Source organism: Mesocryomonas lacus (genome assembly GCF_055730135.2).
The window spans coordinates 102,570-116,370 of record NZ_JBUZWE020000009.1 but is presented as its reverse complement, the minus strand read 5'-3'; the positions used below and the strand labels follow the sequence as shown (position 1 = coordinate 116,370).

The following is a 13,801-nucleotide window of genomic DNA, read 5'->3' as shown; positions in this document are numbered from 1 at the left end:
GCTGGCGAGGGCGCGACAGATCGGCTAGAGCGGTGACATGCTCACCGTGCTCATCGACGCCGCAGAAGACCCGAACGGGCTCGCCCTCACGCTCTCCACCCTCGTCGCGGGGGCGGTCGAAGGGCTGGTGCGCGAGGTGGTGGTGATCGACCGCGGGCTCGACGACGCGACGCGCAAGGTCGCCGACCACGCGGGCTGCCGCATCGTCTCGGGCGAGACGCTGCCGGCGATCGTCGGGGCGGCGAAGGGTGACTGGCTGCTGCTGCTGGAAACCGGCTCGCGGCTGTCGCTCGACTGGATCGACTCGGTCAACGCGCATATCGGCGAGGTCGAGTTGCAGGCGAAGACGCCCCGCGCCGCCCGCTTCTCGCGCGCCCCGCGCGATCGCCAGAGCTTTCTCGCCCGCTTCACCGGCCGCCGCACGGCGCTGGTCGAGGGCCTCCTTCTGACGAAGACGCAGGCCCGCGGGCCCGCCAGCCGCAGCGCGACGCTGGAGGATATCGGCAAGGGCCTCGCCACATCAGCGCTGGAGGCGACGATCCGGCCGCGGCAGCGGACGCGCCGGTCCTGAGAGGCCTGTCCGGCCACCGAGCGAGCCCCAGCGATGAATAATACTCTCGGATCATCTTTCTCGATGGGATGAGCCCATCCCATCGCAGGCTGCTCCACTGGTCTACGAAGCGGCCGCTCCGCTCGCCCCACGGCGCAGGTGCTCGTCGAGCCGCGGCATGATCTCGACGAAGTTGCAGGGCTTGTGCCGGTAGTCGAGCTGGGCGGCGAGGATCAGGTCCCAGCCATCGCGGCAGGCGCCGGGCGAACCCGGCAGCACGAAGACGAAGGTGGCATTCACCACGCCGCCGGTCGCCCGCGACTGGATCGTCGAGACGCCGATCTTCTCGAAAGAGACGCGGTGGAAGATCGCCGAGAACCCGTCCATCCGCTTCTCGAAGATCGGCTCCAGCGCCTCGGGTGTCACGTCGCGGCCGGTGAAGCCGGTGCCGCCGGTGGTGATGACGACGTCGATGGCGGGATCCCGCGACCAGGCGAGAACCGTCTCGCGAATGGCGTCGACTTCGTCCGGCACGATCCTCCGGTCCGCCAGTAGATGGCCGGCCGCCGTCAGCCGGTCGGCGAGCGTCCCGCCGGACTTGTCGTCGTCAAGGCTCCTTGTATCGGAGACCGTCAGCACGGCGATCGACAGCGGCAGAAAACTTCTCTCGGTCATCTCGGTCTCTCCTGAAGGCTTGCCGGCTTCAACCGCGTGGCGACGACCCACCAGTCCGGCTGGACGGCGGCAATGGCATCGGCAGCCACTTGCGCCGATGCCACTGTATCGAACAGGCCGAACACCGTCGCGCCGGAGCCGGACATCCGCTGCAGAACCGCCCCGGCCTGCCGCAGCGCCGCCGCGGCCTCGGCGATCACCGGCACCAGCGCCATCGCCGGCGGCTCGAGGTCGTTGCGGGTTTCACGGAGATAGGCGGCGAGCCCCGCGAGGTCTGCGAACCCTCCCGGCGGCAGCGGCGGCAGCGGCGGGTTGGCGCGAACGTCGAGGGCGCGAAAAACATCGGGCGTCGAGACGGCGATGCCGGGATTGACGAGGACGCAATCGATTTCGGGGAAACCGGCGAGCGGCTTCCCGACCTCGCCGACACCTTCGACGAGCGCCGGGACACCGTCGAGGCACATCGGCACGTCGGCGCCGAGCGACAGCGCCGCCCGCCGCAGCGGCTCGCGCAGAGCGGGAGCGGCCGAAACCACCCGCGCCAGCACCGCGGCGGCATCCGCCGAGCCGCCGCCGATACCGGAGGCCACCGGCAGCCGCTTGTCGAGGTGAACCGCGACGGGAGCGAGCGTCATGCCCGCCTCCGCAGCGACGGCGCGGGCGGTGGCAAGCGCCTTCAGGATGATGTTGTCGTGCGGCGCGCAGGCGCCCAGCACGGCGGCATAGCGGCCGGTGATTTCGAGGCTATCGGCATCCGCCGGGGCAAAGCTCAGGCGGTCGCCGACCTCGGCGAAGGCGACGAGGCTCGACAGGGTGTGGTAGCCGTCCGCGCGCTGCCCGGTGACGTGCAGCGCGAGGTTGATCTTGGCGGAAGCCGGCAGGTCGCGGCCGGACAGGCGGACGCGAGGCTGCGTCATGCCTGTCAGTTCGGCGTGGCGCCAGCGGGCGCCGGCACGGCACCGGGCGCCGGCGCGGCGTCAGGAGCCGGCGCAGTGTCGGGCGCCGGTGCGGCCTTCGGTGCCGGCGTGGCGTTCGGTGCCGGCATGGCCTTGGGGTCGGCCTTGGCCGGCTGCGCCTTCGTCGGCCCGCCAGCGCTCATGTCCGCCTTGCGGTCATCCGCCGGCAAACCGTCCTTGATCTTGGCCTCGATCTTGGCGACCTCCTCCGGCTCGGGCTTCGGATCGCCGACCAGGGCGCGGGCCCACTGGAAGCGCGCCTCCCGCTCGCGGCCGACGCGCCAGTAGGCATCGCCGAGATGGTCGTTGATGGTCGGGTCTACCGGCGTGATCAGCACCGCCCGCTCCAGCTGCTCGACGGCGTCGTCATAGCGCGCGAGCCGGAAATAGGCCCAGCCGAGCGAATCGATGATGTAGCCGTCGTTTGGTCTCAGATCGACGGCGGTCTTGATCATGCCGAGACCCTTGTCGAGGTTGCGGTTCATGTCTACCCAGGAATAGCCGAGATAGTTCAGCACCTGCGGCTGGTTGGGCGAGAGCTCCAGCGCCTTGTTGAAGTCCGGCTCGGCCTTGTCCCATTGCTTCAGCCGCTCGTTGGCGATGCCGCGCTTGTAGTAGAGGTTCCAGGTCTCTTCCTTGCGCTCGACGGCGAGCGTCACCGCCTTGTCCAGCACCTTGGCTGCCTCGCCGTACTCCTTGTCGGCGGCGACGACATCGGCAAGCGCCAGATAGGCCTGCAGGTCGTCGGGATAGGTCTCGACGGCACGGCGCAGATGCGCCTTCGCCTCGTCCTTGCGCTCGGCGGTGTACATGTCGAGGCCGATCTGCAGCTCGGCCGTGCGGCGGAACGCCGAATCCTGCGGGATCTGCTGGTAGAAAGCGATGGCGTCGTCGAGCCGCTTGGAGCGCTCGGCAATGCCGGCGAGCGCGGTCAGGAGGCCAGGATTGTTCGGCGCCAGCGTCCGTGCGAGCTGGAAATAGAGGATCGCCACCTGCTGGCCTTCGCCGCGGTTGATCGCCTGGCCGAGAATGTAGAGCGTCTCCGCCGCGCCTTGCTGAACACTGGCGATCGACGGCGCGATCTTCTCGTCCTTCTCGATGCGGCCCTTCAGGTCGAGCAGCGGATCGTAGTTCTCGGCAAGGTCGAGCCCGCGGGCGAGCGCGGCGAGCGCCGCGTCCTTCTTGCCCGCGCCGATCTCCAACCTCGCCAAGGCCTCGGCCGAGGCGAGATAGGCGTCGGGCGAGGTCTGCGCATTGGCCTTGTCGTCGAGCACCTTGGCAAAGAACGTCCGGGCCGCATCCGTCTTGCCGCCAAAGCTGGCGATCAGGCCGGACTGGTAGTTGTTGAAGATCGGGTACCACTCGGCCCCGTCCAACTCCTTCAAGCGCGCCAGCGCATCGTCGAACTTCTGATTGCCGGCATCGGCCCAGGCCGACAGCTGGCCGAGCAGCAGCGCATCGAGATCGCTCGGGTTGACGATGTCGAACTCGGCCATCGCCGGCTCGAACTTGCTCTGTTTCAGGAAGTCGACGCCGAGCGCGATGCGGGCCACCTTGCCGGCATCCGGCGCATCGCGCAGCTTGGCTGCGAGATCAATTCCCTCGCGGAACTGGCCGGCGGCCAGAAAGGCGAACATTGCCTCCTGCTGCAGCATCTCCGAGGTCGGGTCGAGGTCCAGTGCCTGGCCAAAATAGCCGGTGGAGGCGTTGAGATCGCCGTCGATCTGCGCCGACTTCGCCGCCAGATACGCCCCGGAGAGCGACTGGATCAGCGGTGGCTGCATGATCGCCGCGGGCTTCTCCGTCTCGGTGCCGGCGGCATGGGCGGCGGGCACGGCGGCGGCGCTGAGCGCGAGGACGAGGGCAAGCCGGGAAATACGCTGCACGAGGAAATCCTTTGATGGGCGGATATCGTCTGGCCGGCTGCCGGGTTCTGCCCGGCCTCGCCTGCTGCGATTCGATCGAATGGCCCGCCACGCCGAAGACGCGGCCATTGCTCTCATTGTTTTGTTAGAATGACCATATTGCGACCGTTTCGCCAGACCCGGCCGATCAGGCCGTGCGCACGTCTGCGTTGATCGCCGGCCTCTGCAGCGCATCCCCGCCGGAAAATCCCGTCAGTTAACCCGGTCGATGCAGAATTCGACGACGTCGATCAGCGCATCCCGGCTCGGCGAGCGCGGTAGCGCGGCAGCCGCCGCATAGGCGATCTCGCCGAAGCCGCGGGCGCGCTGGATGGTCGCCTCGATCGCGCCGTGGCGGTCGAGCAGCCGCTTTGCCTCGGCGAGCGCGGTATCGTCGTTGACACCCTGCTCCATCGAGTCCCGCCAGAAGGCCTGCTCCGCCGTATCGCCCTGACCGTAAGCGAGGATCACCGGCAGCGTGATCTTGCCCTCGCGAAAATCGTCGCCGGTGTTCTTGCCGAGCGCGCTCGCCGTACCGCGATAGTCGAGCACATCGTCGAACAGCTGGAAGGCAAGGCCGAGGTTGAGGCCGTAAGCGCGCATGGACGCCCGCGCCTCCGGCCCGGCCTCGGCGATCACCGGACCGACTTCGGTCGCGGCCGAGAACAGCGCGGCGGTCTTGGCGCCGATCACCTGAAGGTAATCGGCCTCCGTCGTCGTCATCTTCTTGGCGGCCGACAACTGCCAGACCTCGCCTTCAGCGATCACCGCCGAGGCACGCGACAGAATGTCGAGCGCGTCCAGCGAGCCGACTTCGACCATCATCTTGAAAGCCTGGCCGAGCAGGAAGTCGCCGACGAGGACACTCGCTTGGTTGCCCCAGATCATCCGCGCCGTCTGCTTGCCGCGGCGCAAATCACTCTCGTCGACGACGTCGTCGTGCAGCAGCGTCGCCGTGTGCATGAACTCGACACTGGCCGCGAGCTTCACATGGTCGGCGCCGCGATAGCCGTAGGCGAGCGCGGAGGCGATGGTCAGCATCGGCCGAAGCCGCTTGCCGCCGGACGAGATGAGATGCTCGGCGATCTCGGGAATCAGGGCGACATTCGACCCGGCCATCGACAGGATCAGCGCATTGACCTTGCCCATGTCGGGCGCGGTCAGCTGGACGATCGGGTCGATTGATGCTCTGGCGGACGCCCTAGCGGACGCCATGTCGGATGTCTCCCGGACGGGGCTGGCAACACTCACGAGGGTTCACTCCGTTGGTTGCGGCAGGACTAAACACGGTCGGGCGTGCCCGGCAAGCCGGTAGATGGGGTTTGCGCCGCCAAGGGAAAGGCTGCGTCGCTGCGACGCCGCATCGCAAAGCGCGAGGTCCGGCCGAAAAGCGGCGCTCGGGATTGCTGCAGGCGCGTGCCGGATGCCATATCGTCGGCTTCGGCGGCGCGGCACCCGCCTGAAAGGCCCGACATCGACGGATGCGGGCGATGAGGCAAGGAAAAGCAGCGGATGATCGAACTGATGCGGTCCAACGACCCCGTGCTGATCTCCTTCGTCGGGTCGCTGTTGCGGGATGCCGAGATCGAGCATTTCGTCGCAGACGAGCACATGAGCATTCTCGACGGCTCGATCGGCGCACTGCCGCGGCGCGTGATGATCGACGAGGAACAGGTCGACCAGGCCCGCCGGCTCCTGCGCGATGCCGATCTCGGCCATGAACTCTCCCGCTGAAATTGCGGCTGTGCCGGCTGGAACGGCGGGTGCGCCGGTTGGAACCGCCGGTGTGCCTGCGGGCGTGGACGACGCCGAGAGCGCCTGCGCGAGTCCGGAAGGCTTGAATTCTGACGGACTGATGCCGGCAGCCGAAAGGTCCGGCGCCCCCGCGGACACCACGCTCGACGCCTTCTACGCCGGCCGGTTCCAACTGTTGCAGCCGTCCGGCTTCGGTTTCCGCGCCGGACTGGACGCACTGCTGCTGGCAGCAAGCCTCCCGCCGGACCGCGCGGGCAAGGCCGCTGATCTCGGCGCCGGCGCCGGCACCGCCGGTTTTGCCGCGGCCGTGCGCTGCCCTCGCCTCGACCTCACCCTCGTTGAGAATCAGCCGGTCATGGCGGATCTGGCGCGCCGCTCCCTTGTCCTCGCCGAGAACGCCGCGCTCTCGGCCCGCGTCGCCGTCGTCGAGGGTGACCTTCTTGCCGGGCGCGCCGCGCGTCATGCCGCGGGGCTCGGCGACGGCGCTTTTGCCACCGTCCTCACCAACCCGCCCTTCCACCCCGCCGGCGGGCGTGCCTCGACCGACGGCCTGCGCGAAACCGCCCGCGGGATGCCAGACGACGGCTTCCTTACCGCCTGGATCCGCGTTGCGGCGGCCCTCCTCGAAACCGGCGGCCTGTTCGCCATGGTCGCCCGGCCGGTCAACCTTCCGGAAATCCTCGCGGCCGTGCCGAACCGTCTCGGCGACGTCCGCATCCTGCCGATCCACACCCATGCAGACCGCCCGGCCAACCGCATCCTCGTCCACGCCCGCAAGGGCTCGCGTGCGCCGCTGTCGCTGAGGCCTGCCGCCATCCTGCACGACGACGACGGCGCGCTGACCGAGATCGGTGCCGGAATTGGCAACGGTTCCGCCTGGATCGACCTCGGCCTCGCCTGAGCGAACTGGCGCGAAGCGGGTAACGCGTCCCCAAATCCTCCGACACCGACGAGCCTAGTTCTAGCGCTCCGGCATGGGTCCCCGCCCTTCGGGCGAGGATGACGACGGGAGGGTTGTTGCGACTCGCGGCATAGGTTTTAGGAAGCGAGTTGCTCTGGATGAACGCCCGGCCGTTCTGTGCATTGACGCGGCCCTTCGACCGCCGCCCTCCGACCTCTCCAGCCACCGCCCCCTCTCCGGTCGTCATCCTCGCCCGCAGGGCGGGGACCCATGCCATCGCCCCAAGCGCACCATTTTCGCTGCAGGATCGGCATCCCGCCCCGAACCTCTATCCAAATCGACAGCGGCTCATCCGGCACCAGATCACCCCTTCATTCCCCTACCTTTGCCAACAGCCCCGCGGCTTCCCATATCCAGGCTCTGATCCGCATCGAGAGGCTGAGCCGCGTGGCGTTCCCGTTCCAGAAATATCTTCCGAAACGCTTCCGGTCGGATGCCCTGACGGTGCCGGTGGTCCGCTTGAGCGGGGCGATCATGGCGGGGTCCGGGCCGCTGCGGCAGACGCTGTCGCTGGCCTCGACCGCGTCCCTCCTGGACAAGGCCTTCGCCATGAAGAAGGCGCCGGCGGTGGCGATCGTCATCAACTCACCCGGCGGGTCGCCGGTGCAGTCGCGGCTGATCTACAAGCGGATCCGGGATCTTGCGGCCGAAAAGAACAAGAAGGTGCTGGTGTTCGTCGAGGATGTCGCAGCGTCCGGCGGCTACATGATCGCCTGCGCCGGCGACGAAATCATCGCCGACCCCTCCTCGATCGTCGGCTCGATCGGCGTCGTTTCCGGCGGCTTCGGCTTCGTCGATCTTCTGGACAAGCTCGGCATCGAGCGCCGGGTGCACACGTCGGGCACCAACAAGGCGACGCTCGACCCCTTCAAGCCGGAGCGGCCAGAGGATGTCGCCCATCTCCTGGCGCTGCAGGCCGAGGTGCACGAAACCTTCATCGACCTCGTCAAGAACGCCCGCGGCAGCCGTCTCGCCGATCATCCCGACCTGTTCACCGGTCTGTTCTGGTCGGGCAAGCGCGGGCTGGAGCTTGGCCTCGTCGACAGCCTCGGCGACCTCCGCTCGGTGCTCCGCGCCCGCTTTGGCAAGAAGGTGAAACCGGTGCTGATCAGCCAGAACCGCGGTCTCTTCGGCCGCCGGGCGGCCACGGGCGTTACGACCGGGCTCGATCCGGCGCGCATCGGGGCCGGCGCCGTCGCGGAGTTCGGCGCGCTGGCCGAGGAGCGCGGCCTCTGGTCGCGCTACGGCCTGTAACCTTGCGGAGAAAGGCGCCGGCGCATCCGGCGTCCCCGCCCGGCGCTTTACTTGCGCCCGATCGCGGCTCATAGTTTTCGGACCCGTCACCATGGTCGATCTGATGCCCCAATTCATCCTTCTCAGCCTCGTCGGGGCCGCCGCCGTCTACGGCTTCAAGCAGTTGAAGCGCGAGGCCGTCCGCGTCACCGAGCGCAACCGGCGCTCCGAGGCCGAAAGCCAAAGCGGTGCGCAGGGCACGCTCGTGCGCGACGCCGACGGCATCTACCGCCTCAAGCGCGACTGAGCCGTCCGGCCGGGACTTGCTGGCGCGCCGTCAGAACTTGCTAATGCCCGGCTGCCAGCTCTTCTGGTGCCGAAGCGCTTGACGCTCGCGGCCGGCGCATGGCACTCGCGCAGCACCTTCCCCCGCCGCATCCCCCGGGGACCGCGGACGCGGGGGCCAGACAGCGAGAGCCCGCCATGACCGACCTGCCGCTGCACATGCGCCCCGAGCGCTCCTTCCAGGCGCTGATCCTGACGCTGCACCGCTACTGGGCGGACTATGGCTGCGTCATCCTGCAGCCTTACGACATGGAGGTCGGCGCCGGCACCTTCCATCCCGGCACCACGCTGCGCGCGCTCGGGCCAAAACCGTGGAACGCCGCCTATGCCCAGCCCTCGCGCCGGCCGAAGGACGGCCGCTACGGCGAGAACCCCAACCGTCTCCAGCACTACTACCAGTACCAGGTCATCCTGAAGCCGAACCCGCCCAACCTTCAGGAGCTCTATCTCGGCTCGCTGAAGGCGATCGGCATCGACACCGCGCTGCACGACATCCGCTTCGTCGAGGACGACTGGGAGAGCCCGACGCTCGGCGCCTGGGGCCTCGGCTGGGAGTGCTGGTGCGACGGGATGGAAGTCTCGCAGTTCACCTATTTCCAGCAGATCTGCGGCATCGAATGCGCGCCGGTGGCGGGCGAGCTCACCTACGGCCTCGAGCGGCTCGCGATGTACGTGCAGAACGTCGATTCCATCTACGACCTCAACTTCAACGGCCGCGAGGGCGACGAGAAGGTCACCTATGGCGACATCTTCCTGCAGGCCGAGCAGGAATATTCCCGCTACAATTTCGAGCACGCCGACACCGCCGTCCTCCTGCGCCACTTCAACGAGGCCGAAGCCGAGTGCCAGGCGCTGCTGAAGGCCGGCGCCCCCGGCGAGGCCGACGCCGAACGCCGCCACCGCATGGCCCAGCCAGCCTATGACCAGGCGATCAAGGCGAGCCACGTCTTCAACCTCCTCGACGCCCGCGGCGTGATCTCCGTCACCGAACGCCAGAGCTACATCTTTCGCGTCCGCACGCTGGCAAAGGCCTGCGGCGAAGCCTTCCTCGCGACCGAAGGCGGCGGGCTCGGCTATGTCGCGCCGGCGATCCAGGCGGCCTGAGGCCGAACATCGAGCCCCGACTCGGCTAATCGCTTGTCATCTGCGACGGCGATCACGCAAAATGTGACCGGCATGGCACTAAACCGCGGGCGGAACGTTGCCGTGCGGGACGTCAGTCAGGAGTGAGCATCCATGCGTTGGACAGGTCGGCGGCAGAGCGACAACATTGAGGATCGCCGCGGCGATGGCGGCGGCGGTTTCGGTGGCGGCGGCATGCGCGTGCCGATGCGCGCCGGGCGGGGTGGCGGCATCGGGATCGTCGGGCTGATCGTCATCGCCGGCGTCCTGTGGTTCGGCTTCGGCGTCAACCCGATGTTCCTGTTCGGCATGGACGGCGGCCAGCAGCAGACGCAGTCGCAGACCGCCAACGGACCGGGCGTCAACGGCACCTCCGACACCACCGACGACTTCGTCGCGACGGTGCTTGCCGATACCGAGGACGTCTGGACGAAGCGTTTCGCCGACGCCGGCCAGCAGTATCCAAAGCCGACGCTCGTCCTCTTCAACAATTCGGTCGCCTCGGCCTGCGGCAGTGCGAGTTCGGCCAGCGGCCCGTTCTACTGCCCGAACGACCAGAAGCTTTACCTCGACCTCGGCTTCTTCCGGCAGCTGCAAGGCCAGCTGAACTCGCCCGGTGATTTCGCGCAGGCCTATGTCATCGCGCATGAGGTCGGCCATCACGTCCAGAACATCACCGGCATCCTCCCCGCCTTCGACCGCGCCCGGCAGAACGCCAGCCAGACCGACGCCAACGCCATGTCGGTGCGCATCGAGCTTCAGGCCGACTGCTATGCCGGCATCTGGGCACACGACACGCAAGGCGCCGGCTACATCGAGCCCGGCGACATTGACGAGGCGCTGAACGCCGCCCAGCAGATCGGCGACGATACGCTGCAGAAGGAAAGCCAGGGCTACGTCGTGCCCGACAGCTTCAACCACGGCACCTCGGCCCAGCGCCAGACCTGGTTCAAGCGCGGCTACGAGCAGGGCAACATCGCCGCCTGCGATACGTCTAAGGGTAACATCTAGGGCATGAGGCGGACGGGTTGGGTTGGCCTGCGGCGCTCACCGTCCGCGCTGTTGAGGCGCTCACCGCGTCCGCTGCCGGGGCTTACACCGCTTCCGCTGACGGTGCTCACACCCCCCTCTGGCCTGCCGGCCATCTCCCCCTCAAGGGGGGAGATCAGGCACTCGACTGCCGGCGACAGGTCGATCTCCCCCCTTGAGGGGGAGATGCCGGAAGGCAGAGGGGGGTGTGAGACCCGCAACTTTCCGACAAGTGCCTCACCACACCACCTCACCCAATGGCCCTGACCCGCCTCGAACTCAAAGCCCAGCGCGACCGCCGCGCCGTGCAGGCGACCTCCACCCCCCTTGAGCAATTCCTCTGGCCGTCCCTCCAGGCCATTCCCGCTGAAGGCCGCCGCTTCCGCCGCCAGGTCACCATCGGCCCCTATCTCTGCGACTTCGTTTCCCACCCCCTCGGTCTCATCGTGGAACTCGATGGCGACCAGCACCGCACCCCGCGCCAACTCGCCAAGGACGCAGCCCGCGACGCCTGGCTCGCCGCCGAGGGTTACCGCGTGATGCGCTTCGCCAACGCCGAGGTCCGCACTGACGCCGCCGCCGTTCTTGACACCATCCGCGCCGTGGTCGAAGAGCGGCAGGGCTTGCCGCGCCGCGACGAGCCTGCCCTGGCGCCGCCGCCGGGCAAGCGCCGCCCGCGACCGAAACGATAAGGCCGACCGCCGGCCGAAACCCCTCTTCGGAGGGTGGAGAGACCGATGCCCGACCTGTTGATCGAACTGCGCTCCGAGGAAATCCCTGCCCGCATGCAGCGCAAGGCCGCGGGCGATTTGCGCAAGCTCGTCACCGATGGCCTCGTCGCCGCCGGCCTCACCTATGAGGGCGCGCGCGAGTACTGGACGCCGCGCCGCCTGACGCTCGACATCCGCGGCGTCGACGCCCGTTCCAAGGACACCGTCGAGGACCGCAAGGGCCCGCGCACCGACGCACCGGCCAAGGCGGTCGAGGGTTTTCTGAAGGGCGCCGGCCTGTCCTCGATCGAGGAAGCGCACGTCCACAGCGACCCGAAGAAGGGCGATTTCTACGTCGCCCATCTCCGCAAGCCTGGCCGGCCGACCGAAGAAATCGTCGCCGAACTGATGCCGGCCATCATCCGCGAGTTTCCGTGGCCAAAGTCGATGCGCTGGGGCAAGGCTTCGGCAGCGCCCGGGAGCTTGCGCTGGGTCCGCCCGCTGCAGTCAATCCTCTGCATGTTCGGCCCGGAAACCTCCGAGCCCGAGGTCGTCGACTTCGAGGTCTCGGGCATCCGCTCGGGCAACCTCACCTACGGCCATCGCTTCCACGCGCCGGACGCCATCCGGGTTCGTCGCTTCGACGACTACGTGACGAGCCTGGAAAAGGCCTACGTCGTCCTCGACGCGGAGCGCCGCCAGCAGATCATCAAGACCGACGCCGAGAACCTCGCCTTCGCCATCGGCCTCGAAGTGGTGCCGGACGAGGCGCTGCTCGAGGAGGTCTCCGGCCTCGTCGAATGGCCGGTGACGCTGATGGGCACGTTCGAGGAAGCCTTCCTCGACATCCCGCCCGAGGTCGTGCGCCTCACCATCAAGACCAACCAGAAATGCTTCGTCACCCGCCCGGTCGGCGGCGAGGGCCTGTCGAACAAGTTCATCCTCGTCGCCAACATCGAAGCCTCCGACGGCGGCGCCGAGATCGCCCGCGGCAATGGCAAGGTGGTGCGCGCACGCCTGTCGGACGCGCTCTACTTCTGGCAGACCGACCAGGGCGACCTCCCCGACCAGGCGGGCCTTGCCGCCTCCGCCGAAACGCTCGGCCTCGACCTGTCGAAGCCGCTCGACCAGCGCATGGCGAAACTCGACGCCCTCGGCGTCACCTTCCACGCCAAGCTCGGCACGCAAGGCGCGCGCGTCCAGCGCATCGCCGCCCTGGCCGAACAGATCGCCCCGATGGTCGGCGCCGACCCGGCGCTAGCAAAACGCGCCGCCCTTCTCGCGAAAGCCGACCTCACCAGCGAGGCCGTCGGCGAGTTCCCGGAACTGCAGGGGCTGATGGGCCGCTACTACGCCGGCCTCCAGGGCGAGCACCCGTCGGTGCAAGCGGCCATTGAGGAACACTACAAGCCGCAAGGCCCGTCCGACGCCGTCCCAACCGATCCGGTGGCGATCGCCGTGGCGCTCGCCGACAAGCTCGACACGCTGGTCGGATTCTGGGCGATCGACGAGAAGCCGACGGGGTCGAAGGACCCGTATGCGCTGCGGCGCGCGGCGCTGGGTGTGATCCGGATCGTGCTCGACCGCTCGCTGGAGCTGCAGCTTGGCGACATCGTCGGGGATGCCGACCTCGTCTCCTTCTTCCACGACCGCCTGAAGGTTCAGCTCCGCGATCAGGGCGCGCGGCATGATCTCGTCGACGCCGTGCTGTCTGGTGCGCTCGACGCCGACGCTTCGATCTCCCCCCAAGAGGGGGAGATGCCTGGCAAGGCAGAGGGGAGCGCGCGCGACACGACGCCCGCCGATGGTGCGTCCTCGAACGCTGGCGGCCGCGTGCCCCCCTCTGGCCTGCCGGCCATCTCCCCCTCCAGGGGGGAGATCGGCAGTTCGTCGGGCGACAACCTCCTCGACATCGCCCGCCGTGTCGAAGCGCTCGGCGCCTTCCTCGCCACCGAGGACGGCAAGAACCTCCTCGCCGGGACCCGCCGCGCCGCCAACATCCTCGCCGCCGAGGAGAAGAAGGGCACGCGCATCGCCGACAGCGTCGACCCCGCCCTTCTGGCCGAGCCAGAGGAGCAGGCGCTTGCCACCGCGATCGCCACGGTAGATGCCGACGTCTCCGCGGCGGTCGCCCGAGAGGACTATGCGAGCGCGATGACGGCGCTGGCGGGCCTCCGCGGCCCGGTCGACGGCTTCTTCGAGAAGGTGCTGGTCAATGCCGACGACGCGGCGGTGCGCGCCAACCGGCTGGCTCTCCTCGCCCGCATCCGCCTCGCAACCCGCAAGGTCGCCGACTTCGCCCGCATCGCCGGCTGAAGACCGACAGGACGCATTGTCCTTCCTGCAGAACGGCAGCCCCGAATTGTGTCGGAGGCTGCCGTTTTCGCATTCGGGAACAGCCGCTTGCGGCCCTTTTCTAGGGTTGGGACCCCGCCTTGTGCGGCGGCGACAGTTTCGCGCAAGGTGGCGCTAAGGCAACGGGAACAATCCCTTAACCATGAAACGCCACCAAATTATCACGCTATGTTTCATCCGGTAATCTGATATTACTCAGCGTGCCC

General features: G+C 68.2%; 13 protein-coding genes. 9 read left to right on the top strand and 4 right to left on the bottom strand.

The features are described 5' to 3' along the window. The first annotated feature begins 37 nt into the window (after positions 1 to 37). The gene (locus ACZLZY_RS15250; RefSeq protein ID WP_472934585.1) at positions 38 to 571 is read left to right on the top strand and encodes a glycosyltransferase family protein; all 534 of its coding nucleotides are present in this window, start codon (positions 38 to 40) and stop codon (positions 569 to 571) included. A gap of 102 nt (positions 572 to 673) precedes the next feature. Here the strand turns inward: ACZLZY_RS15250 and moaB are convergent, their stop codons facing one another. The 4 genes from moaB to ACZLZY_RS15230 all read right to left on the bottom strand — a co-directional run bounded on the left by moaB (position 674) and on the right by ACZLZY_RS15230 (position 5,300). Further along, positions 674 to 1,225, bottom strand: coding sequence for a molybdenum cofactor biosynthesis protein B (gene moaB, locus ACZLZY_RS15245; RefSeq protein WP_472934584.1), 552 nt, complete (start codon positions 1,223 to 1,225; stop codon positions 674 to 676). Next, positions 1,222 to 2,142: a 4-(cytidine 5'-diphospho)-2-C-methyl-D-erythritol kinase gene (locus ACZLZY_RS15240; protein ID WP_472934583.1), complete on the bottom strand. Its 921-nt coding sequence runs from the start codon at positions 2,140 to 2,142 to the stop codon at positions 1,222 to 1,224. Before ACZLZY_RS15240 ends, moaB begins: the two co-directional genes overlap by 4 nt. A 5-nt stretch (positions 2,143 to 2,147) precedes the next feature. Beyond that, positions 2,148 to 4,067 (bottom strand): tetratricopeptide repeat protein, encoded by a 1,920-nt coding sequence (locus ACZLZY_RS15235; protein ID WP_472934582.1) that lies wholly within the window; start codon positions 4,065 to 4,067, stop codon positions 2,148 to 2,150. A 231-nt stretch (positions 4,068 to 4,298) separates the two neighbouring features. Beyond that, positions 4,299 to 5,300: a polyprenyl synthetase family protein gene (locus ACZLZY_RS15230; RefSeq protein WP_472934581.1), complete on the bottom strand. Its 1,002-nt coding sequence runs from the start codon at positions 5,298 to 5,300 to the stop codon at positions 4,299 to 4,301. 297 nt (positions 5,301 to 5,597) lie between these two features. Here ACZLZY_RS15230 and ACZLZY_RS15225 point away from each other — a divergent pair, with 297 nt between their 5' ends. The 8 genes from ACZLZY_RS15225 (at position 5,598) to glyS (ending at position 13,556) form a co-directional block, all read left to right on the top strand. After that, positions 5,598 to 5,819 (top strand): putative signal transducing protein, encoded by a 222-nt coding sequence (locus ACZLZY_RS15225; RefSeq protein ID WP_472934580.1) that lies wholly within the window; start codon positions 5,598 to 5,600, stop codon positions 5,817 to 5,819. A 121-nt stretch (positions 5,820 to 5,940) separates the two neighbouring features. Further along, positions 5,941 to 6,741: a methyltransferase gene (locus tag ACZLZY_RS15220; RefSeq protein WP_472934579.1), complete on the top strand. Its 801-nt coding sequence runs from the start codon at positions 5,941 to 5,943 to the stop codon at positions 6,739 to 6,741. 447 nt (positions 6,742 to 7,188) lie between these two features. Further along, positions 7,189 to 8,055, top strand: coding sequence for a S49 family peptidase (locus ACZLZY_RS15215; RefSeq protein WP_472934578.1), 867 nt, complete (start codon positions 7,189 to 7,191; stop codon positions 8,053 to 8,055). 103 nt (positions 8,056 to 8,158) lie between these two features. Next, positions 8,159 to 8,341, top strand: a complete 183-nt coding sequence (locus ACZLZY_RS15210) for a hypothetical protein (RefSeq protein WP_472934577.1) — start codon at positions 8,159 to 8,161, stop codon at positions 8,339 to 8,341. Positions 8,342 to 8,517: 176 nt separating this feature from the next. Then, entirely contained in the window at positions 8,518 to 9,483 is a 966-nt protein-coding gene (locus tag ACZLZY_RS15205) for a glycine--tRNA ligase subunit alpha (protein WP_472934576.1), read from the top strand. 132 nt (positions 9,484 to 9,615) lie between these two features. After that, the gene (gene ypfJ / locus ACZLZY_RS15200; RefSeq protein WP_472934575.1) at positions 9,616 to 10,512 is read left to right on the top strand and encodes a KPN_02809 family neutral zinc metallopeptidase; all 897 of its coding nucleotides are present in this window, start codon (positions 9,616 to 9,618) and stop codon (positions 10,510 to 10,512) included. Positions 10,513 to 10,787: 275 nt separating this feature from the next. Then, positions 10,788 to 11,222: an endonuclease domain-containing protein gene (locus tag ACZLZY_RS15195; RefSeq protein WP_472934574.1), complete on the top strand. Its 435-nt coding sequence runs from the start codon at positions 10,788 to 10,790 to the stop codon at positions 11,220 to 11,222. Positions 11,223 to 11,267: 45 nt separating this feature from the next. Then, positions 11,268 to 13,556 (top strand): glycine--tRNA ligase subunit beta, encoded by a 2,289-nt coding sequence (gene glyS / locus ACZLZY_RS15190; protein ID WP_472934573.1) that lies wholly within the window; start codon positions 11,268 to 11,270, stop codon positions 13,554 to 13,556. The last annotated feature ends 245 nt before the right edge of the window (positions 13,557 to 13,801 follow it).